24 protein-coding genes are annotated in these 22,042 nt (G+C 62.9%); 13 read left to right on the top strand and 11 right to left on the bottom strand.

Annotated elements, in window-relative coordinates; translation table 11 throughout:
- Positions 1-57: 57 nt before the first annotated feature.
- From NKJ26_RS17675 to NKJ26_RS17690, 4 genes are all read right to left on the bottom strand, one after another.
- The gene (locus NKJ26_RS17675; protein WP_352696321.1) at positions 58-825 is read right to left on the bottom strand and encodes an ATP-binding cassette domain-containing protein; all 768 of its coding nucleotides are present in this window, start codon (positions 823-825) and stop codon (positions 58-60) included.
- 2 nt (positions 826-827) lie between these two features.
- On the bottom strand, positions 828-1,904 hold the full coding sequence (locus tag NKJ26_RS17680) for an ABC transporter permease (RefSeq protein ID WP_352696322.1): 1,077 nt from the start codon (positions 1,902-1,904) through the stop codon (positions 828-830).
- Between the two features lie 106 nt (positions 1,905-2,010).
- Complete coding sequence (locus tag NKJ26_RS17685) at positions 2,011-2,952, bottom strand: sugar ABC transporter substrate-binding protein (protein WP_352603815.1); 942 nt, start codon at positions 2,950-2,952, stop codon at positions 2,011-2,013.
- 385 nt (positions 2,953-3,337) lie between these two features.
- On the bottom strand, positions 3,338-4,369 hold the full coding sequence (locus tag NKJ26_RS17690) for a LacI family DNA-binding transcriptional regulator (RefSeq protein WP_352696323.1): 1,032 nt from the start codon (positions 4,367-4,369) through the stop codon (positions 3,338-3,340).
- 163 nt (positions 4,370-4,532) lie between these two features.
- Here NKJ26_RS17690 and NKJ26_RS17695 point away from each other — a divergent pair, with 163 nt between their 5' ends.
- The 3 genes from NKJ26_RS17695 to NKJ26_RS17705 are packed head-to-tail and all read left to right on the top strand — an operon-like array spanning position 4,533 to position 7,206.
- Positions 4,533-5,624, top strand: coding sequence for a fatty acid desaturase family protein (locus NKJ26_RS17695; RefSeq protein WP_352696324.1), 1,092 nt, complete (start codon positions 4,533-4,535; stop codon positions 5,622-5,624).
- A gap of 32 nt (positions 5,625-5,656) precedes the next feature.
- Positions 5,657-5,971: a MocE family 2Fe-2S type ferredoxin gene (locus NKJ26_RS17700; RefSeq protein ID WP_352603821.1), complete on the top strand. Its 315-nt coding sequence runs from the start codon at positions 5,657-5,659 to the stop codon at positions 5,969-5,971.
- 17 nt (positions 5,972-5,988) lie between these two features.
- Entirely contained in the window at positions 5,989-7,206 is a 1,218-nt protein-coding gene (locus tag NKJ26_RS17705) for an NAD(P)/FAD-dependent oxidoreductase (RefSeq protein ID WP_352696325.1), read from the top strand.
- Positions 7,207-7,232: 26 nt separating this feature from the next.
- Here the strand turns inward: NKJ26_RS17705 and NKJ26_RS17710 are convergent, their stop codons facing one another.
- The 5 genes from NKJ26_RS17710 to hslV all read right to left on the bottom strand — a co-directional run bounded on the left by NKJ26_RS17710 (position 7,233) and on the right by hslV (position 11,353).
- Entirely contained in the window at positions 7,233-8,192 is a 960-nt protein-coding gene (locus NKJ26_RS17710) for a DUF1402 family protein (RefSeq protein ID WP_352603825.1), read from the bottom strand.
- 174 nt (positions 8,193-8,366) lie between these two features.
- Positions 8,367-9,677: an ATP-dependent protease ATPase subunit HslU gene (gene hslU / locus NKJ26_RS17715; protein WP_027023974.1), complete on the bottom strand. Its 1,311-nt coding sequence runs from the start codon at positions 9,675-9,677 to the stop codon at positions 8,367-8,369.
- 4 nt (positions 9,678-9,681) lie between these two features.
- On the bottom strand, positions 9,682-10,281 hold the full coding sequence (locus NKJ26_RS17720; protein WP_352696326.1) for a DUF2585 domain-containing protein: 600 nt from the start codon (positions 10,279-10,281) through the stop codon (positions 9,682-9,684).
- Between the two features lie 6 nt (positions 10,282-10,287).
- A complete protein-coding gene (locus NKJ26_RS17725) occupies positions 10,288-10,812 on the bottom strand; it encodes a GNAT family N-acetyltransferase (protein WP_352696327.1) in 525 nt (174 codons plus the stop codon).
- Positions 10,802-11,353, bottom strand: a complete 552-nt coding sequence (hslV, locus tag NKJ26_RS17730) for an ATP-dependent protease subunit HslV (RefSeq protein ID WP_027023971.1) — start codon at positions 11,351-11,353, stop codon at positions 10,802-10,804. Before hslV ends, NKJ26_RS17725 begins: the two co-directional genes overlap by 11 nt.
- 478 nt (positions 11,354-11,831) lie before the next feature.
- Here hslV and hisB point away from each other — a divergent pair, with 478 nt between their 5' ends.
- From hisB to NKJ26_RS17780, 10 genes are all read left to right on the top strand, one after another.
- Positions 11,832-12,431 carry an imidazoleglycerol-phosphate dehydratase HisB gene (hisB, locus tag NKJ26_RS17735; RefSeq protein ID WP_352696328.1) on the top strand — a complete coding sequence of 200 codons (600 nt, stop codon included), beginning with the start codon at positions 11,832-11,834 and terminating at the stop codon, positions 12,429-12,431.
- Positions 12,432-12,435: 4 nt separating this feature from the next.
- Complete coding sequence (locus tag NKJ26_RS17740) at positions 12,436-12,912, top strand: DUF2628 domain-containing protein (RefSeq protein WP_352696329.1); 477 nt, start codon at positions 12,436-12,438, stop codon at positions 12,910-12,912.
- A 1-nt stretch (position 12,913) separates the two neighbouring features.
- Positions 12,914-13,564 (top strand): imidazole glycerol phosphate synthase subunit HisH, encoded by a 651-nt coding sequence (gene hisH / locus NKJ26_RS17745; protein WP_352696330.1) that lies wholly within the window; start codon positions 12,914-12,916, stop codon positions 13,562-13,564.
- Positions 13,565-13,568: 4 nt separating this feature from the next.
- The gene (locus NKJ26_RS17750) at positions 13,569-13,859 is read left to right on the top strand and encodes a DUF1330 domain-containing protein (protein ID WP_352696331.1); all 291 of its coding nucleotides are present in this window, start codon (positions 13,569-13,571) and stop codon (positions 13,857-13,859) included.
- Between the two features lie 4 nt (positions 13,860-13,863).
- On the top strand, positions 13,864-14,613 hold the full coding sequence (gene hisA / locus NKJ26_RS17755; protein WP_352696332.1) for a 1-(5-phosphoribosyl)-5-[(5-phosphoribosylamino)methylideneamino]imidazole-4-carboxamide isomerase: 750 nt from the start codon (positions 13,864-13,866) through the stop codon (positions 14,611-14,613).
- A complete protein-coding gene (locus tag NKJ26_RS17760; protein WP_352696333.1) occupies positions 14,610-15,446 on the top strand; it encodes an arginase family protein in 837 nt (278 codons plus the stop codon). Before hisA ends, NKJ26_RS17760 begins: the two co-directional genes overlap by 4 nt.
- Positions 15,443-16,237: an imidazole glycerol phosphate synthase subunit HisF gene (gene hisF, locus NKJ26_RS17765; RefSeq protein WP_352696361.1), complete on the top strand. Its 795-nt coding sequence runs from the start codon at positions 15,443-15,445 to the stop codon at positions 16,235-16,237. The genes NKJ26_RS17760 and hisF overlap by 4 nt, the downstream gene beginning before the upstream one ends.
- A 70-nt stretch (positions 16,238-16,307) precedes the next feature.
- Positions 16,308-16,631 (top strand): phosphoribosyl-ATP diphosphatase, encoded by a 324-nt coding sequence (locus NKJ26_RS17770; protein WP_352603845.1) that lies wholly within the window; start codon positions 16,308-16,310, stop codon positions 16,629-16,631.
- Between the two features lie 24 nt (positions 16,632-16,655).
- Complete coding sequence (gene coaA / locus NKJ26_RS17775) at positions 16,656-17,615, top strand: type I pantothenate kinase (RefSeq protein ID WP_027023962.1); 960 nt, start codon at positions 16,656-16,658, stop codon at positions 17,613-17,615.
- A gap of 247 nt (positions 17,616-17,862) precedes the next feature.
- Positions 17,863-19,464, top strand: coding sequence for a hypothetical protein (locus tag NKJ26_RS17780; protein ID WP_352696334.1), 1,602 nt, complete (start codon positions 17,863-17,865; stop codon positions 19,462-19,464).
- An 85-nt stretch (positions 19,465-19,549) separates the two neighbouring features.
- Here NKJ26_RS17780 and NKJ26_RS17785 read toward each other — a convergent pair whose 3' ends face one another.
- Both NKJ26_RS17785 and NKJ26_RS17790 read right to left on the bottom strand, forming a co-directional pair.
- Positions 19,550-21,097, bottom strand: coding sequence for a DegQ family serine endoprotease (locus tag NKJ26_RS17785; RefSeq protein ID WP_352696335.1), 1,548 nt, complete (start codon positions 21,095-21,097; stop codon positions 19,550-19,552).
- Positions 21,098-21,294: 197 nt separating this feature from the next.
- Positions 21,295-22,014, bottom strand: coding sequence for an MBL fold metallo-hydrolase (locus tag NKJ26_RS17790; RefSeq protein ID WP_352696362.1), 720 nt, complete (start codon positions 22,012-22,014; stop codon positions 21,295-21,297).
- Between the last annotated feature and the right edge of the window lie 28 nt (positions 22,015-22,042).

The raw sequence follows: 22,042 nt of genomic DNA on the forward strand, positions 1-22,042 counted from the left end.
TTTTCCGGTCAAGACAAGATCGATAGGGAGGCGATGACCGCCGCCTCCGCGCCCGGCCTAGGCCGCGAGTTCCGCCTCTCCGGTCTTGGCGCCGGTGATGTAGGAGACGATATCGTTTCCGTCGGTGTTCTCCTTGCGCAGATTGGCGACGATGCGGCCGCGCCGGAAGACGACGATGCGGTCGCAGAGGTCGAACACCTGGCGCATGTTGTGGCTGATCAGGACCAGCGGTTCGCCATGTTCCTTCAGTGTGCGGATGATGTTTTCGACCTGCGCCGTCTCCTGCACGCCAAGGGCCGCCGTCGGCTCGTCCATGATGATCAGCTTGGAGGCGAAGGTGGCGGTCCTGGCGATCGCCACGCACTGGCGCTGGCCGCCCGACATGTGGCGGATGGTGTTCGACAGATTGGGAATCTTGACCGCGGTGCGCACCAGCGCCGCTTCGGTCGCCTTGCGCATATACTTGCGGTCGAGGATCGAGAACGGCCCGAGATTGAACAGCACCTTTTCGCGGCCGAGGAACAGGTTCGACGGCACGTCGAGGTCGTCGGCCAGCGCCAGGTTCTGGAACACCGTCTCGATGCCCGCCTCGCGCGCCTCGATTGGGCCCGTGAAATTCACTTCCTTGCCGTCGAACCAGATCTGGCCGCTGGTCGGCTGCTCGACGGCGGTGATCTGGCGCACGAAGGTCGACTTGCCGGCGCCATTGTCGCCCATGATGGCGACATGTTCGCCCTTGCGCAGCTCGAAATTCGCGCCTTCGAGCGCATGCACGCCGCCATAGCGCTTGGTCAGGTTTTCGGTCTTGAGAACGATGTCTGACATGGTCAAGCCCTCATTGCCCGCAGGCGTTGGCGCCACTGGTCGAGAACGACCGCGCCGACGATGATCACACCCTTGACCATCTCCTGGTAGTAGGCGTCGAGGCGCAGGAAGGTGAAGCCGGAGATGATGACGCCGAAGATCAGCGAGCCGATCACGGTGCCGATGATCGAGCCGCGCCCGCCCGACAGCGAGACGCCGCCGATGACCGCCATGGCGATGGCGTCGAGTTCGTACATGACGCCCATGCCGGACTGGGCGGTAAGGTTCTTTGAGCTCAGCACCACGGCGGCGAGCGCGGCGAGAATGCCGGCGATGATGTAGACGAGGATCTTGTGATTGGCGATCTTGATGCCGGACATGCGCGCGGCATCCTCGTTGGAGCCGATCGCATAACAATGCTTGCCATAGCGGGTGTAGGTCATGATCAGCTGGAACAGGATGGCCAGCGACAGGAAGATGATGACGGGCATCAGGCCTTTGCCGATGCCAGCGAAACTCTCGGTTGGAAACGAGATCGGCTGGCCCTTGGACCACCATTTGGCGATGCCGCGCGCGGTCACCATCATGCCGAGCGTGGCGATGAACGGCGGAATGCGCGTGTAGGCGATCAGGGCGCCGTTGACGAGGCCGGCGAGCAAGCCGCAGCCGATCGCCACCAGCACAGGCACGATGACCGGCAGGTCGGTCCAGCCCTGCGCCAGGAACATCGCCTTGGGATTGGGGTTGCCGTTGACTGTCGCTACCTGGGCGAAACTCATGGCGATCATCGCCGTGGCGCCGACGATCGAGCCCGAGGACAGGTCGATGCCGCCTGATATGATCACTTGCGTCACGCCGATGGCGATGATGCCGACGATCGACACCTGCAGGATGATGATCTGCAGCCGCGCCTCGTTGAAGAGACCGCCGACATCGCTGCGGGTGTTGAACAGGAAGCTGTCGCCGAGAAAGATACGGCCGATCAGTTCGAAGATGACGACAAGGATGACAAGCGCCAAGAAGACGTTGAACTCGGCCGGCCAGTTGCGCCTCTTCGCGTCATAGCCGACCTCGCCGACCCCGTGAGATGTCTGTGCCAAACTTCTATCCTCCGTCGGCCGCGGTCGTTCCTCGGCACCTTTCGAACGCTGAGGGAAAGAGGAGCGGCGCTGTCTTCGCGAGAGCGCCGCTCCGTATGTCCGCGGCTCAGTTCTTCTTCAGGAACTTGTCGATGTTCGCCGGCGTCACCAGCTGGAAGGGCACGTAGACCTTGTGCTCCACCTTCTCGCCCTTGGACAGCTTGAGCGCTGCATCCAGCGCGCCCGCGCCCTGGCCGGCGGCGTCCTGGAACACGGTTGCGTCGAGGTCGCCCGCCTGCATGGCGGCAAGTGCGTCCTGGGTGGCGTCGACGCCGCCGACGACCACCGACTTCATGTCGACATTGGCGGCCTTCATCGCCTGGATGGCGCCGATGGCGCTTTCGTCATTGTTGGCGATGACGCCGTCGAACGGCTTGCCGGTCGACAGCCAGTTGGTCATCAGGTTCTGCGCTTCGTCGCGGTTCCAGTTCGACGTCTGCTTGTCGATGATCTTGATGAAGCTGCAATCCGGTGTCGCGATCACCTCTTCGATGTCCTTGGTGCGTTGCACCGCGGCCTGGTTGGAGAGCTCGCCCATGATCACATAGACATTGGCTTCCTTCTTGCCGGCTTCCTTGAACAGGCGGCAGACTTCCTTGGTTTCGAGCGTGCCGGAATCGGCCTCGTTCGAGGCGACGAAGGCCTGGTTGTCCGGAAGCGTATTCACGTTGACCGGCTCGCGATTGACGTAGACCAGCGGGATCTTGGCGGCGGCCGCGGCGTCCGACATTGCCTGGGTGGCCGAGGTGTCGACCGGGTTGACGATGATGGCGTCGACGCCCGAAGCGGCGAAGTTCTTGATCTGGTCGAGCTGCTTGGCGACGTCGTTCTGCGCGTCCTCGACCTGCAGCTGGATGCCGCTCATCCCCTTGGCCTGCTCGATCATGCCGTTGCGCAGCACGGTCAGGAAGTTGTCGTCGAATTTGGCCATCGATACGCCGATCTTGGCGGCCATGGCGGATGAACTCATCAGCGCCGCGAAGGCGACGCCCAAAAGCAGTTTCTTCATTGTATTTCTCCTCCACTTTTGGTGTCCGGTTGCACCGATCTATCCGGAATCCCCGGTCTCCCGGGGGATCTCTCCCTATTGCTGCCTCTCTTCCGGGCGGCGCCTTGCCCTGTGCTGGACGCCAAACTCTCTGTTTGAAACGGACGCTCCGGAACGAAAGAACCAAAAAGCACGGCTAGTGAAATATTTATTCCATTTCTTCTTGAGGCGTCAAGGGCGATTCCAAGGTCGGGCGCGCGATTTTCGGCCTGCTCTGATGGATTCTATCATTTCAGCCGGCCGGTTTACGGCGGACGGGATTGCCCAAGCGTTCTGTCGTTTCATGGAAACGCTCCGTCCCTCGTCCTGGCGCCGGACGGGAAACCGCTGTTCTTCCTGAACTGCTTCAGATGTTTTCCGGCAGATAGATGTCGAAGGGGAGAAAGGTCTGGCCCGGCGCGTTGGCCGCGCCGGTCTCGATGGCATGCGCCATCCGATCGACGAGCTCGCGACAAAGCGGGGCGAGCGGCGTCGAGATCACCATGGTAAGGATGTTGTCGGCGAGCGCGGCGCGCGATTCGGCGTTGATTTCGTTGCAGACGACCACCGGCATGTTGGCGGGCTTCGTTGCCCGCAGCGCCGAGACAGCGCCTTCCATGCCGCCGCCAGCGACGTAGCAGCCGACAAGATCGGGATATCGCGCCAGAAGATCGATCATCGCGTCATGGGTCACCTGGTTGGCCTCCAGATTGACAAGCGTCTCCAGCACGCTGAAGTCAGGCGCATGCTCGCGAAAGAAGGAGCGGAAGCCGATCTCGCGCAGCTCATGGCCGTGGAAGCGATGGCTACCGACGAAAAGGGCGACCTTGCCGGGCGTCCGCGCCGCTCTGGCGATCATCCAAGCCGCGGTGCGGCCGACCTTGCGGTTGTCGAGGCCAACATAGCCCTCGCGGATGCCGGCGGCGAAGTCGGACAGCAGGGAGAAGACCGGCTGTCCCCTGGCCTTTAGCGCCTCCACGACCGCCGTCAGCGTCGGATGATCCGGGCCGACCACGGCGATGGCCCGCGATTTCGCCGCCAGCCCGCGCATCTGGGCGGCGATCTCGTCAGGAGCCAGGGAACTGGCGAAGTCGATGATTGCGACGCCACGGAAGCGCTGCGATTGCGCGACCGCCAGTTCGAGTTCCCGCGCGAAATCGCCGTAGAAGACGTCGTTGCCCTGTAGCAGCAGGAAGCCCAGCCGATACTCAGGCAATTCCTGGCGCATGCGCTGCTTGATTAGGCCCGCCGCGTGGTAGCCGATCTCGGTCGCGGTTTCGTAGACGCGGCGCGCCGTCTCCTCGCGCACCGGCAGGCGATTGTTGAGCACGCGGTCCACCGTGGCGACGCTGACGCCGGAGATGCGCGCCAGATCGGTGATGGTCGGCCGTTTCGCCATGATCGCTCTCCTTCGATTGCCTGTTCAGGGTACATCATCGTGATGTGAAATGATAGAAACCATCTTTGTGATATTGAGTCTATCATGGCCCGGCGTTATTTTGATGATCGAAGCTAGGCCATCAGGCATTCGCAAGGCGAATGCCTTGCCGAGGGAGGCAGCCATGACAACAACGCCGTCCCGGCGTGACTACAGCCTGATAGGCCGCGATGCCAGGCTCGCCGTGGAAACCGGCCTCGCGGCGGCGGAGTGGTACCACACCGACATTTCGCGCAAGCAGATGAAGGAACTCATGCAGCGCTCCGACGGGCCGGCGATCCGCGATACAGCGATCTGGCTTGCCGCGCTGGTCGTCAGCGGCGCCGGCGGCGCCTGGTTCTGGGGCAGTTGGTGGTGCGTGCCGTTCTTCTTCGTCTATGGCGTCCTCTACGGCTCCTCCACCGATTCACGCTGGCACGAATGCGGCCACGGCACGGCTTTCCGTACGCAATGGATGAACGATGCTGTCTATCAGATCGCCTGCTTCATGATCATGCGCAATCCGGTGACCTGGCGCTGGAGCCACACGCGCCATCACACCGACACCATCATCGTCGGCCGAGATCCCGAAATCTCGGTCATGCGGCCGCCGGACCTGGTGCGCGCCATCCTCGGCTTTGTCGGCGTGCTCGATGCCTGGTATGCGATGAGCGACATGCTGCGCAACGCGGCCGGCAACATCAGCGCGGCGGAAAAGACCTTCATTCCGCAGCAGGAACAGCCGAAGGCGATCCGTGTTGCCCGCATCTGGACCGCGATCTATGCCTCGACCATCGCGCTGGCGCTCTACACCGGCTCGTTCCTGCCCTTGATACTGGTCGGCCTGCCCAGGCTCTACGGCGCCTGGCATCACGTCATGGTCGGCCTGCTTCAACATGGCGGCCTGGCCGACAACGTCACTGACCACCGGCTCAACAGCCGCACCGTCTACATGAACCCGATCAGCCGCTTCATCTACTGGAACATGAACTATCATGTGGAGCATCACATGTTCCCGATGGTTCCCTATCATGCGCTGCCGAAGCTGCACGCGCTGATCAAGCACGACCTGCCGGCGCCGACACCGTCGATCCTGGCCGGCTATCGCGAGATGATCCCGGTCTTCCTGCGCCAGCTGCGCAATGAGGACTATTTCCTGAAGCGCGAACTGCCGCCGACGGCCAAGCCGTACCGCGAGGAATTCCACAGCCAAGCCGTCGCCGCCGCGGCGGAGTGACGTGACGATCGAGATATTGCCGGGAGGAATGAATGAGCGACTGGATCGAGGCCTGCGCCGCGGGCGAGATCGACGAAGAGGACGTGATGCGCTTCGATCATGGCGACCGCACCTTCGCCATCTATCGCAGTCCGGACGATGAATACTTCGCTACCGATGGCCTTTGCACGCATGAAAAGGTGCACCTGGCCGACGGGCTGGTAATGGACGACATCATCGAATGTCCCAAGCATAATGGCCGCTTCAACTATAAGACGGGTGCGGCCAGAGGCGCGCCGGTCTGCGTCAACCTCAGGACCTATCCGGTCAAGGTCGACGCCGGCAAAGTCCTCGTCCAGATCGGGTGATTGATATGGCGCGCGGCATGGTCATCATCGGAGCCGGCGAATGCGGCGGGCGGGCAGCGCTTGCGCTGCGCGACCTCGGCTATGACGGGCCGGTGACGCTGGTCGGTGACGAGCCGCATCTGCCCTACGAACGTCCGCCTCTGTCCAAGGATGCGATGTCCAGCGACGCGCCCGAGATCAAGGCGATCGCCAGCGATGAACTCCTGGCTCAGAGGTCGATCCGGCACATCCATTCCGTTCAGGCCGTGGCGATCGATCGGGAGGCCCACAAGGTGCGCCTGTCGGACGGTTCCGTGCTGCCCTATGACAAGCTGCTGCTGGCCACCGGCTCGACGCCCCGCAAACTGCCGATGCCGGGTTTGGGCCCGCGCTGCGTCTATCTCCGCACCTTCGCCGATGCACTGGCCATTCGCGCCCATCTCAGCGCCGGCAATCGCATCGCCATTGTCGGCGGCGGCTTCATCGGTCTCGAACTCGCCGCCGCGGCGCGCAAGCTTGGCGCGTCGGTCACCGTCATCGAGGCGCAGCCGCGCATCCTGATGCGCGGCGTGCCGGCCGAAATCGCCAAGATCATTCATGACAGGCACGTCGTCGAAGGCGTCGACGTAGCGTGCGGCGAAGGCATTGCCTCCATCGCCGACGACGGCAAGGAAGTGCGCGTGACGCTTGCCGGCGGAAAAGAGATATCAGCCGATCTCGCCGTCATCGGCATCGGCGCAGTGCCGGTCACCGGCCTTGCGGCAGAAGCCGGGCTGGCCATCGACAACGGCATTGCGGTCGACGCCGAACTGCGCAGCAGCGACCCCGACATCTTCGCCGCCGGCGACTGCTGCTCGTTCCCGCTTGCCGTCTATGGTGGCCGGCGGGTGCGGCTGGAGGCCTGGCGCAATGCGCAGGAGCAGGGCGCGCTGGCGGCAAAAAACATGCTGGGCGCCGCCGAGGCGCATGCGGCGGTGCCGTGGTTCTGGTCGGATCAGTATGGATTGAGCCTGCAGATCGCCGGGCTGTCCGACGAAGGCCGCATCACCGTGCGTCGTGATCTTGGCGAGGGCGCTTTCATCCTCTTCCATCTGGCAGAAGACGGTAGGTTGGTGGCCGCCAGCGGCATCGGTCCCGGCAATGCGGTCGCCCGCGATATCCGGTTGGCGGAGATGCTGATCGGCAGGAGGGCCAGGCCCGCGCCGGAGGCGCTGGGATCACAGGCCGTCAAGCTGAAATCACTGCTGGCGGCCTGAGCGGCGCGACCTGGCCGCACCACGCCCTAAAACAGCGCCTTCAATTCCCGCAGTTTATCATTGACCAGCCAGCCATAATAATTCTCTTCCGGCAGCTTTTCCGGCTCGCCGGCGGCGCGGCGCTTGTCGTTCTCCGCTTTCAGCGCATAGGCGCGCTGCTCGGGATTACCGACATTGTAAAGCGTGGCGGTAATCCCCGGATTGCCGGAAATGTCGAAGCCGGCGATGCTCTTATAGGCGTCGATCGATTTCCTGATCGTCGCGGCGACGTAAGGCAGCGTCAGGTCCGGATCCATGATGGTCTTGTAGACAGAATTGGGATCGCCGACGTCGAGCTTCGGCAGGCCCGAGACCTTGTGCACGAGATCGCTCATCTGCAATGCGGTCAGCGGGTTGAGCTGGCCGAGGCCGAAGGTCTGGCCGGCGTAATAAGGCTGGAAGAAGGTGGCGCCGAAACGATCGTCGGGGAAGCTTGTTCCGCCGACGGCCTTGCCGCGGAACGAATGGTTCCACACCTGCTCACGGCATTCCCACAGATCGTAGCTGTCCGACACTCCGGCGCATTTCTTGAATTCCGGCCGCTGCACGAAATCCGTGATGTCCTCGCCGTCATAGGCGAAGGAGAGCTTGCTGGAGAGATAGGAGATCGCCTTGACATAATAGGTCTGGAGCCGGTCATAGGCATCGACATTATAGGTGTGCTCGCCGACGATGGCGCCGACGATATGCATCGGATCGACGCCGTAGGCAGCGGCCGCCTTCCTGATCTTGGCGCGCAGATCGGCATCGTTCTGCAGCAAGGCGTAGACCTTGCGGTATTTCGCCTGGAACGTGGTGTTGGTGGCCTGGGTGCGCCGGCTCGAAGCGCCGGGTATATCAGGCTGCTCGGCATTGCGGTTTCCCGGCGCCACCAATGTCGCCGCGTCAGCCGCGAACAGCGTCGCCGCCAGCGTCAAGCCGAGAATGACCAGGATCAGTTTTTTCATGCGCCGCCGCCTGCAAATTTTGCGGGCAAACTAGGTAAAGCTCCGGGCCGAGTCGAGAGCGACCCGGTTCACGGCGAGACGAAAGGTGGCCAGATGATACCATCTGGCCACACACGATCCAGCTGCGGGAAACCTGTTGCCCGAACCGGAGCCGGAATGTTCCGGCGCCGTCGTTTAGAGAATGAACCGCGACAAGTCGGTGTTTCTGGAGAGATCGCCGACATGCTTTTCCACATAGGCGGCATCGATGGTGACGCTCGTGCCGTTGCGGTCCGGCGCGTCGTAGGAGATATCGTCCAGAACCCGCTCCATCACCGTCTGCAACCGCCTGGCGCCTATGTTCTCGACACTGGCATTGAGATCGACAGCGATGCCGGCCAGCGAATCGATGGCGTCATCGGTGAAGGCGAGATCAACGCCTTCGGTCTTCATCAGCGCGATGTATTGCTTGATCAGGCTGGCTTCGGTCTCGGTCAGGATGCGGACGAAGTCTTCCTTTTCCAGCGCGCGCAGTTCGACGCGGATCGGCAGGCGGCCCTGCAATTCCGGCAACAGGTCCGACGGTTTCGAGACATGGAATGCGCCGGAAGCGATGAACAGGATATGGTCCGTCTTCACCGGCCCGTACTTGGTCGCCACCGTCGTGCCTTCGACCAGCGGCAGCAGGTCGCGCTGCACGCCTTCGCGCGACGGGCCGCCCGATATATCCGATCTGGCGGCGATCTTGTCGATTTCGTCGAGGAAGACGATGCCGTCGTTTTCCGTCACGTCCAGCGCCTGGCGCACCACCTCGTCCTGGTCGAGCAGCTTGTCGGACTCGTCGCCGACCAGCAGCGCGTAGGACTCCTTCACCGTCGTCTTGCGCAATTTGGTCTTCTTGCCGCCCATCGCCTTCGACAGCATATCGTTGATGTTGAGCACGCCGATATTGGCGCCGGGCATGCCGGGAATCTCGAAGCCGGGCATGCCGCCATTGCCGGTATCGGCCACTTCGATCTCGATCTCCTTGTCGTCGAGTTCGCCGTCGCGCAGCTTCTTGCGGAAGGAATCGCGTGTGGCCGGGCTCGCGGTCTTGCCGACGAGGGCTTCCAGAACGCGTTCCTCGGCGTTGATATGGGCGCGCGCCTTGACGTCCTCACGCATCTTGTCGCGCACCAGGCCGATGGCGATCTCGACGAGGTCGCGGATGATCTGCTCGACATCGCGGCCGACATAGCCGACTTCGGTGAATTTGGTCGCCTCGACCTTGACGAAGGGCGCACCCGCCAGGCGCGCCAGGCGGCGCGAGATCTCGGTCTTGCCGACGCCGGTCGGCCCGATCATCAGGATGTTCTTCGGCATCACCTCTTCGCGCATCTGGCCTTCCAACTGCTGGCGGCGCCAGCGGTTGCGCAAGGCGATGGCCACGGCGCGCTTGGCGTCCTTCTGGCCGATGATGAAGCGGTCGAGTTCCGAAACGATTTCGCGGGGTGAGAATGTGCTCATATCACTAAATTCCAGTTTGCCACTGCTTGATGGTCTCGGACGGATGCAGCAGCATGATCACGTTGAGTGTCAGATTGTCCCGGATCAGATAGCCAGTACCCACTTCGAAGATGAGGGCGAGGCTGACGATCACCCATATAGGTAGCTTTCGCGCCATCACAAATCCCAGCACCATGGCCAGTGTGTCGGATACCGAATTGATGATGCTGTCGCCGTAATAATCGAGCGAAATAGTACCGGCGCGGTAGCGTTCGATGATGAACGGGCTGTTTTCGAGGATTTCCCAGCCGCCTTCGACGAGGACGGCGAATGCCAGCCGCAAGCCGATCGGCGAACGCGGAAACAGGAACCGTGCCAACGCGTAGAACAGGAAGCCGTGGATGATGTGCGAGAACGTATACCAGTCCGAAATGTGCTGGGAGTTCTCCGAACTCATCACCACGCCGTGCCAGAATTTGACGTAACCGCAGGTGCAGATCGGCGGATGACCCATCAGATAGAGCGTGGCCGCCTGGACCGTGACTAGGCCAAGAACGATCAGTAGCCCCATCCGCCAGCTGTTTTCGTAAGCGGACAGGCCTTTCTCGTCGACCAGTGTGTTCATGCCCTATTACCCCTCGTCCGCGTCGCCTTCGTCGGCGTCGATTCCCATCAAAACGACGTTACCATAGACCGACTGCCTGCGATCAATCGCCTGGAATCCAGCCTTTTCATAGGCCCGAATCGCGCGACCATTGGCTGGATCCGGGTCGATGATGACGCGCGGAACACCTTCCTCGAACAGCTGTTCGACAAACTGGCGCACGATCGCCGAACCGTGACCGATGCCGATCAGCTCCGGCCGGCCGATCGATAGGTCGATGCCGAGCGTGCCGAATGGCTGGTCGGCATAGGGGTGGTCGTCCTCCAGATGCGGATCGTAGCTCTGCAGATAGGCGATCGGCTCGCCGTCGAGTTCGACGATCAGCGGCTCGACCGAAATCGAGTCGATATGGTCGCGAATCTCGGCGATTTCGGCCTCCGGGTCGTCCCACCACTCCGCGACATGCGGCTCGGCGAGCCAGCCGGCGATCATCGGCAGGTCTTTCCTGGTCACCGGCCGAAAATCGTAGAGCACGACCTGCTCAGGCGGCATCGAGCGTTTCAACGACGAAGTTGTTGTTGGTGTAGACGCAGATGTCCGACGCTATCTGCATGGCCCTGCGGGCGATCTCCTCGGCATCCTTGTCGGTATCCATCAGCGCGCGCGCGGCAGCCAGTGCGTAATTGCCGCCGGAACCGATGGCCATGACGCCATGTTCGGGTTCAAGCACGTCGCCAGTGCCGGTCAGCGCCAGCGAGATCGACTTGTCCGCGACCAGCATCATCGCTTCCAGCCGGCGCAGGTAGCGGTCGGTGCGCCAGTCCTTGGCGAGCTCGACGCAGGCCCGCGTCAGCTGGTCGGGATATTGTTCGAGCTTGGCTTCGAGCCGTTCCAGAAGCGTGAAGGCGTCCGCCGTGGCGCCGGCGAAACCGGCAATCACATTGCCGTCCTTGCCGATGCGGCGCACCTTCCTGGCGTTGCCTTTCATGATGGTCTGGCCAAGGCTGACCTGGCCGTCGCCGGCGATCACCACCTTGTTGCCCTTGCGCACCGTTACGATGGTCGTGGCGTGCATGGTCAGATTATCAGACATGTCCTGGCTCCGATTCGCGCGATCCCGAAAAGGCGATTGGCGCGGTACGAGTAACTTTGATCGGCCATATGTATGCATGGGGCGAACGATTGCAAATTGCCTCTCCGGCAAGGCCAATACGGGTTAGCGGGGTTCCCTCGGAGCCTTCGCCGGCGCGCGGTTGACGAAGCATTGAACGGAAAACCCGCCTGGCCGCGTGTTCTTGGCGCAACTCGTCACCATGACCAGATATCTAGCATAGCTGCACTCACCCGTCAAGAAAAAATTCCTATCGGCACAACCCACCGGCTAGCCGACCGGCCGTCACCAGGCCATTGTCAACCCGATCTCGGGGCCCTGCCGCAAGGCCGGTGCCTCTGTGCTTGGCAACTGGCAATCGCCGGATCATGCTGATAGAAGGCTCTCGTTTTCAAGCCTGCGAGCGCTTGAGGCCCGTGAACCGGTTGCGACGCAACCCCTCTGGGACAAGGATAGAGTGATGGCGCGCCGTTCCGCCGAAGCAAGCCGCAAGACCAAGGAAACCGACATTTCCGTATCGGTCCATGTCGATGGCTCGGGCAAGTCGGAGATCGCGACGGGCGTCGGCTTCTTCGATCACATGCTGGACCAGCTTTCCCGCCATTCCCTGATCGACATGGCGGTCAAGGCCAAGGGTGACCTGCATATCGACGACCACCACACGGTCGAGGACACCGGCATTGCGCTCGGCCAGGCGCTGACCAAGGCGCTGGGCGACCGGCGCGGCATCATGCGCTATGCCTCGATCGACCTTGCCATGGACGAGACGCTGACGCGCGCGGCAATCGACGTGTCCGGCCGCCCGTTCCTCGTCTGGGACGTTTCGTTCTCGTCGCCGAAGATCGGCACGTTCGACACCGAACTGGTGCGTGAATTCTTCCAGGCGCTGGCGCAGAATGCCGGCATCACGCTGCATGTCACCAATCACTATGGTGCCAACAACCACCATATCGCCGAGACATGCTTCAAGGCCGTGGCGCGTGCGCTGCGTGCTGCGTTGGAACGCGACCCGCGCCAGCCGGACGCGGTTCCCTCCACCAAGGGATCTTTGAAGGGATAGCGTCATGGCCGCCTATGTCGTGATGGAACCGCCCGGCCGCAGCGAAAAGGTCGATGCAGCCGCCCTTGTCCGCGATGGCTTCACCTGGTTTGGTCTGCTGGTGCCGCCGCTGTGGTTCGCCTGGCACCGGATGTGGATCGAGGCAGCACTTGTCTTCCTTGTGATGGTCCTGCTTTCGATGCTTGGCGAAGGGCTCGGCCTTGGTCTGGCCGGTTCGCTGTTGTCGCTGCTGGTCTCGCTCTATGTCGGCCTGGAGGGGCAGGGCCTGCGCATCGCGGCACTTCGCCGGCGCGGCTGGCATGAATGGGGCGTGGTGGAGGCCGGTTGGCTCGATGATGCCGACGCACGCTACGCATTGGAAGCCGATGCGCTTTCCGGCCAAGCCGTACCGGCGCCGCGCATGATTCCGGATGCGGCTCTTGCCCGCCCTGCGCAGCCTGGCATGGCGCTCGGACTGACCCATATTCCGGGAAGGCGCTGACATGCGTGTTGCGATCATCGATTACGGTTCGGGCAATCTGCGCTCGGCCACCAAGGCTTTCGAGCGCGCCGCGCGCGAGGCCGGCATATCCGCGCAGATCGACCTGACGGCCGACGCCGAACGGGTGCGCACGGCCGACCGCATCGTCCTGCCCGGCGTCGGCGCCTATGCCGACTGCGCGGCCGGCTTGCGCGCCGTTGACGGCATGTGGGAAGCAGTCGAGGAAGTCGCCGTTCGGAAGGGCCGGCCCTTCCTCGGCATCTGCGTCGGCATGCAGCTGATGTCGGAACGAGGCCTTGAGAAGACGATTGCCAACGGGTTTGGCTGGATTGCCGGCGACGTCAAGGAGATCACGCCGGCCGATCCGGCATTGAAGATCCCGCAGATCGGCTGGAACACGATCGAGCTCAGGCGCCAGCATCCGCTGTTTACCGGCATTCCGACCGGGGCCGCGGGGCTGCACGCCTATTTCGTCCATTCCTACCATATCGATGCGCGCAAACCGGACGAAGTTCTGGCGGTTGCGGACTACGGCGGCCTGGTGACGGCCACCGTCGCCCGCGACAATCTCGTCGGCACGCAGTTCCATCCTGAAAAGAGCCAGGCGTTGGGTCTCGCGCTGATCACAAACTTCCTGCGCTGGAGGCCCTGAGCACATGAGCAGGAAGGGCTATTGGATGGCGATGATAGATGTCCGCGATCCCGAGATGTACAAGCGGTACATCGAGGCGAATGCCGTCGCCTTTGCCGAGTACGGCGCGAAATTCCTGGTGCGGGCCGGTCGCTACGACAATCCGGAAGGACCAACCGGAAACCGTCATGTGCTGGTCGAGTTCGAATCCTACGACAAGGCGGTAGAATGCTATCATTCGCCCGAATATCAGCATGCTCTGGAGTTCAGGCTTGCCGCTTCGACCGGCCACTTCGTCATCGTTGAAGGCGCCTGAACGGATGATCCTGTTTCCAGCCATCGACCTCAAGGACGGCCAGTGCGTGCGCCTGAAGCACGGCGACATGGCGACCGCGACCATCTACAACGATGACCCAGCCGCCCAGGCCGAGGCCTTCGAACGGCAAGGCTTCGAGTGGCTGCACGTCGTCGATCTCAACGGCGCCTTCCAGGGCCAGAGCGTAAACAGCGCGGCGGTCGGCGCCATCCTCAAGGCGACGAAGAACCCGGTGCAACTCGGCGGAGGCATACGCACGCTGGAGCAGATCGAGGACTGGCTCGACCGCGGTCTTGCCCGCGTCATCCTCGGCACGGTGGCGGTGCGCGATCCCGAACTGGTCAAACAGGCCTGCAAGGCTTTCCCGGGGAAGGTGGCCGTCGGCATCGACGCCAAGGGCGGCAAGGTCGCCGTCGAGGGCTGGGCAGAGGCGTCGAGCCTCGGCGTCACCGAACTGGCGAAGAAATTCGAGGGCGCCGGCGTCGCCGCCATCATCTACACCGATATCGACCGCGACGGCGTGTTGACCGGCATCAACTGGGAAGCCACGATCGATCTCGCCGACGCCGTGTCGATCCCCGTCATCGCGTCCGGCGGCCTCGCCTCGATCGCCGACATCGTGCGCATGACCATGCCGGACGCTCAAAAGCTTGAAGGCGCGATCTCCGGCCGCGCGCTCTATGATGGCCGCATCGATCCGGCCGAAGCGCTGGCGATCCTGCGGAGCAGGCCTGTGGCGGAGGCGAAATCGTGAAACTCACCATCATCCTCGCCTCCTATGACAGCGGCCATTTCCACGGCGGCATGGGCCAGGGTCCGGACGCGTTGATATCGGGCGGGCTGGTCGATGCCCTGACCATGGCTGGCCACGACGTTGCGGTCGAGGACATCGGCAAGGTCGGCCATGCCCAAGAGCGCGAGATCGCCACCGGCTTTGCGGTCTGCAACGCCATATCGGGCGAGGTCCGTATTGCCCGCGACAGGGGGCGGTTTCCCATCGTGCTTGCAGGAAACTGCCTGACATCAGCCGGTGCGGTCGCAGGCGAAGCCGCCGACGCGATCATCTGGGCCGACCAGCATGGCGACCTCAACACGCCCGAGACATCCACATACGGCTTTCTCGACGGCATGGCGCTGGCGACGGTGCTTGGCTTGTGCTGGCGCCCGATGGCATCAGCCATTCCCGGCTTCAAGCCGATCGACCCGGCGCATTGCGTGCTCGTCAATGCACGCGATCTCGATCCGGACGAAAAGCAGCTGCTGGAGAAATTGCCGGTCATTCGGACCGAATGCGCGAATGCGGCCGGGGCGATTGAAAGACTGAAGGCGGCCGGCGCAAAAAGGGTGCACATGCATCTCGATCTCGACGTGCATGATCCGGAGGCGCTGCAAGCCAATCGCTATATCACTCCCGGCGGACCGAGCCCGGAACAGTTGCGCGATGCGACCTGCGCCATGGCGCTTGCGCTGCCGGTCGTCGGCATCACCGTTTCCGCCTATGATCCGGCCTTCGACGCGCAAGCCAATGTTCCGCCGCTCGTCGGCCAATTGCTCAACGATCTCATCGCCACGATAGAGGGCCGCTGATGCTGAAGGCTCGCGTCATTCCTTGCCTCGACGTCAAGAACGGCCGCGTCGTCAAGGGCGTCAATTTCGTCGACCTCGTCGATGCCGGCGACCCTGTCGAGGCCGCGAAGGCCTATGACGCGGCCGGTGCCGACGAGCTTTGCTTTCTCGACATCACGGCTTCGTCGGACAACCGCGAAACCATCTTCGACGTCGTCGCCCGCACCGCCGAACAATGTTTCATGCCGCTGACCGTCGGCGGCGGCGTGCGCCAGGTCGCCGACATCCGGAAACTTCTGCTGGCAGGGGCCGACAAGGTGTCGATCAACACGGCGGCGGTCAAGAACCCGGATTTCGTCGCCGAGGCGGCCGACAAGTTCGGAAACCAGTGCATCGTCGTCGCCATCGACGCCAAGAAAGTGTCCGGCGCCGGCGAGGCCGACCGCTGGGAGATATTCACCCATGGCGGGCGCGAGAAGACCGGCATGGATGCGGTCGAGTTCGCCCGGCGAATGGTCGATCGCGGCGCCGGCGAGATCCTGCTGACCTCGATGGACCGTGACGGCACCAAGGCCGGCTACGACATCGCGCTCACCCGCGCGGTATCAGACGCGGTTCGCGTGCCGGTTATCGCTTCCGGCGGCGTCGGCACGCTCGACCACATGGTCGAGGGCATCCGCGACGGCCATGCCGGTGCGGTGCTGGCGGCCTCCATCTTCCATTTCGGCACCTACACGATAGCACAAGCCAAGGCTCATATGGCCAAGGCAGGCCTGCCGATGCGGCTGGACTCCCCCGGTGATCGGTCCTAAAGCATGATCCCGAAAAAGTGGGAACCCGTTTTCGAAAAGATCATTCGTAAACAAGCGGATAGACGGCGCCATGACTGAGTTTTCGCTATCCGATCTGGAAAAAATCGTCAGGGAACGCGCAGAGTCCGGCGACCCGGACTCGTGGACCGCGAAGCTGTTCGCGCGCGGCATCGACAAGGCGGCACAGAAGCTTGGCGAAGAGGCGGTCGAGACGGTGATTGCCGCCGTCAAGGGCGACAAACCGGCCCTCGTTTCGGAAAGTGCCGATCTCATATATCATTGGCTGGTCGTTCTCGGCATCTCAGGGATTCCGCTGGGCGACGTGCTCAAGGAGCTCGAAAGCCGCACCGGGCGTTCGGGCATCGCCGAGAAGGCGTCGCGGCCCCAGGGCTGATCGCGAGGGAGGGCAGGAGTCTCGATGGATCAGCTCGCGCCGACCGAGAAATATTCGCCTTTTCGCTTTTTCTCCGCCGAGCAATGGTCGCAATTCCGCGCCGACACGCCGCTGACGCTGACCGAGGACGAGTTCCGCCGCCTGCGTTCGCTCAACGACCCGATCGACCTCGAAGAGGTCAAGCGCATCTATCTGTCGCTGTCGCGGCTTTTGTCGGCGCATGTCGAAGCGAGTCAGCTTCTGTTTCGCCAGCGCCAAGCCTTCTTCAACGCGGTGGATGTGGTCAAGACGCCGTTCATCATCGGCATTGCCGGTTCCGTCGCGGTCGGCAAGTCGACCACGGCGCGCGTGCTGAAGGAGCTGTTGGCGCGCTGGCCGTCGAGCCCCAAGGTCGATCTCATCACCACCGACGGCTTCCTGCTGCCCAATGAGGTCCTGCGCCGCGAAAACCTGATGGAGCGCAAGGGTTTTCCAGACAGCTACGATGTCGGCGCGCTGCTGCGCTTCCTTTCGGGCATCAAGTCGGCGCAGCGCAATGTCCGCGCACCGGTCTATTCACACCTCACCTACGACGTCATTCCCGGCGAGTTCGTCACCATCGACCGGCCGGACATCCTGATCTTCGAAGGCATCAATGTCTTGCAGCCGGGCAAGCTGCCGCAGGACGGCAAGATCGTGCCTTTCCTGTCTGACTTTTTCGACTTCGCCATCTATATCGATGCCGACGAGAAGCTGATCCACGAGTGGTACATTTCCCGCTTCATGCGGCTGCGCGACACGGCCTTCCGCAACCCGGATTCCTTTTTCCATCGCTATTCGCAGCTCTCGCAGGGTGCTGCCCGGGCGATCGCCGAAGGCCTGTGGACCAACATCAATTTGAAGAACCTGCGCGAAAATATCCTGCCGACGCGCGCCCGCGCCGACCTGATCCTGCGCAAGGGCGCCGACCATCTGGTCGAGGAAGTGGCGCTGCGCAAGCTCTGATGCATGTCGCCCTAGCTGTGCATCGGTCTGGGACAACGGCATGCATAAAATCAGATGCATGGCGCCCAATTGCGCGGCGGTTTTGGTGAGACGCATAAAAACGAGACGTAAAGCGCCTCGACTGGAACCGTTCCGAGCGACCCTTTTGGAGGTGAAGCGGCGTTCGGCCGCCAGGTTAGAACGCTCTTAACCGCCGGTTTGCTAAATATGCAGCACGACTGCTGCTTTGGTGGTGAGGACCGCTGGCATGGATGCGCCATTCGTTGCTTCCGACAAACCGGCCGCTGTGCAATCCGTTGAAGTCGCGGCTGCTGGCCGCTGCGGCTGGCCTGTGGCCGCGACGCTGCTGATTGTTGCTTATACCATCATCGTCTCGTTCCTTGTCATGCCAGGCAACGTCGACGTGTCGTGGCTGTTGACGATCGGCGAGCGGGTGCTCGATGGCGAGCGCCTCTCGGTCGACATTATCGAGGTCAACCCGGCCTTCTCCGTCTGGCTGTACTTGCCCTTTGTGTTGCTTGAGCGCTTGACCAGGGTGCCGGCCGAGTTTTGGGTGAGCGTCGGCGTGACCGCACTCGCGGTCGCATCAGTCTGTTTTTCGGCACGCATTGTCGCGCGGGCGGACGAAACGCTGAACCGGCATGTCTGGATCGTTCCGGCTGCCGTGTTTTTCGTGCTATTCCTGTTCCCGATCGATTTCGGCCAGCGAGAACAGATCGCCGTCCTCGCCTTGCTGCCTTGGCTGGCTCTGTTTTCCGCACGCGACAAGACTGCCGATTTCCAAGACGGCAGCGTGACCGAGCGGATCGTTGCCGGTCTCGGCGCTGGGATATTCGTCATGATCAAACCGCCCTACAGCGTGCTGGCTCTGGCGGTGCCTGCCCTGGCCGCTGCGCTGCGACGACGGTCGCTGCATCCGCTGCTGACCACTGAAAATGTAATCGGCGCAACTCTCACCGTGGCCTACCTGATCGCGCTTGCCATTTTCATGCAGCCCTTCTTTACCGATGTGCTGCCGCTGCTGCGTCAGGTCTATTTGCCCATGCGCATGCCGGTGGCTGACGTGCTGACGCAGTGGCACGTTACGATGTTCGTGGCTATGACTGTGGCCCTGCTGGCGATGGCGTATCCCGGTCGGCCCGATCGCGACGCCGGGATAGTGCTGCTGGCGGGCGCCGCCTACGTTCCAGCCTTCGTTATTATGGGCAAAGGCTGGACCTACCAGGCACTGCCATTTCTGACGCTCGGCGTCCTGGCCCTCATGCTGCAATATGCAAGGTCGAAACCGTTCCGGACCCTACCGGCGTTGGCCAGGGCCGGCGCCGCGCTCTGCCTATTCTCGATTGGGCTTTTGACAGCGCTGCAGCAGGGCATGGCGTTCGCCCATTCGCGTCGCGATCTTGATGACGCGACCGCGGCAATCGTGCGCGCGGTCGAGCGCCCAACCATGATGTCAATCGCCTCGCAACTGCAGTTCAGCAATCCGCTCACTCGGATGACCGGCGCCCGCTTCGTGGCACGCCAACAATCAGGGTGGATGGTCAATGACGCGGGAATACTGATGACGCTGGAGCACGACCCCGCGAAGCGGGGGGATTTGGCGGCACTGCGGGAAAGATACGCCGTTTCGATCGCAAGCGAACTCGCAGCGAAACGTCCGGACATCGTCATCGACGACGGCGCTGCCGGACCGCGCGCACCGGTGCAATTGGACCTAATCGCACAGCAGTCCATGCCGCCTTTGCATGACAATCCGGCAATCGCCGCGGCACTGGCGGACTACCGTCCGTTGCTTCGGAACGGATCCGTGACCGTACTTATCCGCGCCGATATAGCTGCGCGCGACTAGACTGCCGCCATTTGATCGCATGGAATGGCAGGTGCGTCATCGACAGGCCTGCCACACCGCCAGCACTCACGCCGGCAAATACGTCTCAGCCATTGGCGAACGGCACGGCAACATAGATCTGAGCGTCGCCTCGCTCCACCAGGAGCAGCACGGAATGGCGGCCCGATTTGCCGGCCTGCGCAATCGCCTGGGTCACTTGCCTGGCGCTCTTCACCGGAGCCTGGTTGACGGCGACGATGATATCGCCGGGCTGTACGCCGGCGGCAGCCGCCGGTCTATCGGGATTGACGCTGGCGACCACCGCGCCATGCTCGTTGTCGGCGAGGTTCATCTGCTGGCGAATTTCGGGCGTGATGTCCATCAGGCCAAGGCCGAGCGCCGGCAGGCGCGCGCCCTGCCCAGCACTCGGCGCGCTGGAATCGCCGGTCGACGCCGTCTTGGCCTCGTCGCTGTTGCGCCCGACATCGACGGAAATCCGCATGGTCTTGCCCTTGCGCCAGACATCCAGTGTTTCCCTGGCGCCCGGCGCGACGTCGGCGACGGCCCGGGACAGGTCCTTGGGGTCCTTCACGTCCTGTCCGGCGAAGCTGGTGATGACGTCGCCGCTCTCGATGCCGGCGTTTGCCGCGGGCGAGCCGTCATTGACCTGTGAAACCAGGGCGCCGCCGGCGTGATCGAGCCCGATGGCGCTTGCCACGTCAGGCGTCACCGGCTGGATCTGGACGCCCAGATAGCCATACTGGATGGAACCGCCCTTCATCAGCTTGGCGACCACTTTCTGCGCCTGGTCGGACGGGATGGCGAAGCCGACGCCGACACTGCCGCCGTTGGGCGAAAAGATCGCCGTGTTGATGCCGACGACGTTGCCGTTCACATCCACCAGCGGACCGCCGGAATTGCCACGGTTGATCGGTGCGTCGATCTGGATGAAATCGTCGAACGGCCCGCTGTGCAGATCGCGGCCGCGTGCCGAAACGATGCCTGCGGTGACCGTCGTGCCGATGCCGAACGGATTGCCGATCGCCAGCACCTGGTCGCCTGTCATCAGCCTGTCGGAATCGCCCCACTTGATGGCCGGCAAGGACTTGCCGGTCTTGACCTTGAGCACGGCGAGATCGTTCTTGGCATCGCGGCCGACGAGCTTGGCCGGAAGCTCGGTGCCGTCGTCGAGCGTCACTTTGATCGAAGAGGCGCCATCGACGACGTGGTTGTTGGTGACGATGGTGCCATCGGTACTGACGATTAAGCCGGAGCCCAAGGCCTCGCTCCGCGGCGCCTGGCGCTGCGGCGGCGTCCTGGGCATGGGTGTTCCCTGATCACCGAAGAACTGGCGGAAATAATCGTCCAAGGGTGAATCGCCATCGAAAGGCGACGCCCCGCCCATCGCTTCCGGCTGTGCCTTGGTGACCGTAGTGACGGTCACCACCGCCGGTTTGGCCGTCGCCACGATCGGTGCAAACGAACCGTTCGGGGCCTTTATCCCGGCAATAGGGGTCTGGGTCGTCGCGGCGGCGTTGCTCGTGCCGATGCTGCTCGCGTTCTGCGCCAACGAGACGACGGCGGGAGAGATGATCAGTGCAGCGCCCAGCAGGGCTGCGACGCGATGCCTACGAAGAATGCTTAGGGGTGACATGGTCGTTCTGTCCGGGCGAGAGTTGATCCGGCGCCGCGGGGTTTCCTGGAGAAGCTCCCGTCGGCGTGCCGGCGACCGGGATCGCCTGTCTCGCCGTACATGGCGGCCGGCCGCATCGACAACCAGCTATCTAGGTTTTGGATCGGCCTGGATTAGGGTTTTGGGCCGACCTTACGAAGATTTAATTCAGGACGCGCTTACGGACCCGCTCGCCGGCGTATGTAAGCCGAGGCGATCTCGCGCATGCGCTTGCCGTCGAAGCTTGGGCCATGGCCGCCATGGCCGATGCGGATCGGCAGGTCGAGCAGGCGCTGCATGGTGCTGACATAGGCGGCTTGGTCGGAGTCCGGAAGGTCGTCGATCAGTCGGTCGTCGTAGATGGCATCGCCGCTGAAGAACAGGCCGTCGGTTTCGTCGAACAGCGCGATCGAATCCGGCGAGTGACCGGGCAGATGCAGCACGCGGAATTGCCGGTCGCCGAGATCGACCAAATCGCCCTCGCCGAGGATGTGTGTCAACGGTGCCGAGGGGATTTTGTAGTCGGCGGCCTTCCAGCCATGTTCCGGCAGTTTCGAAACGGCGCCTTCGAGGTCGCGGAACATGTAGGCGTAGGTGGCGGCCTCGTCCATGCTCTCGAACTGCGCGGCACTCATCCTTGGCCCCGCCCGTAGCGGGAATTCGTGCAGCGAACCGACGTGGTCGAGATGGATATGGGTGGCGACGACCAGCAGCGGCTTGCCCTCCGGCGTCTCGATCTCCGGCGCCAGCGGACAAATACCCATGCCGGTATCGACCAAAAGGTCGGCGTCGCGTCCGCGCAGGTGCCAGATATTGGCACGCACATACTCATGCACGAACGGCTCGGTCAGCATCGTCGTCTTGTCGTCGACGATGCTCCTGCTGAACCAGTCCGGCATCAAGTGTGAGCCCGGCATCAAGTTTGAA

It is taken from the genome of Mesorhizobium sp. M0152, assembly GCF_040322415.1.
Taxonomy (GTDB): domain Bacteria; phylum Pseudomonadota; class Alphaproteobacteria; order Rhizobiales; family Rhizobiaceae; genus Mesorhizobium.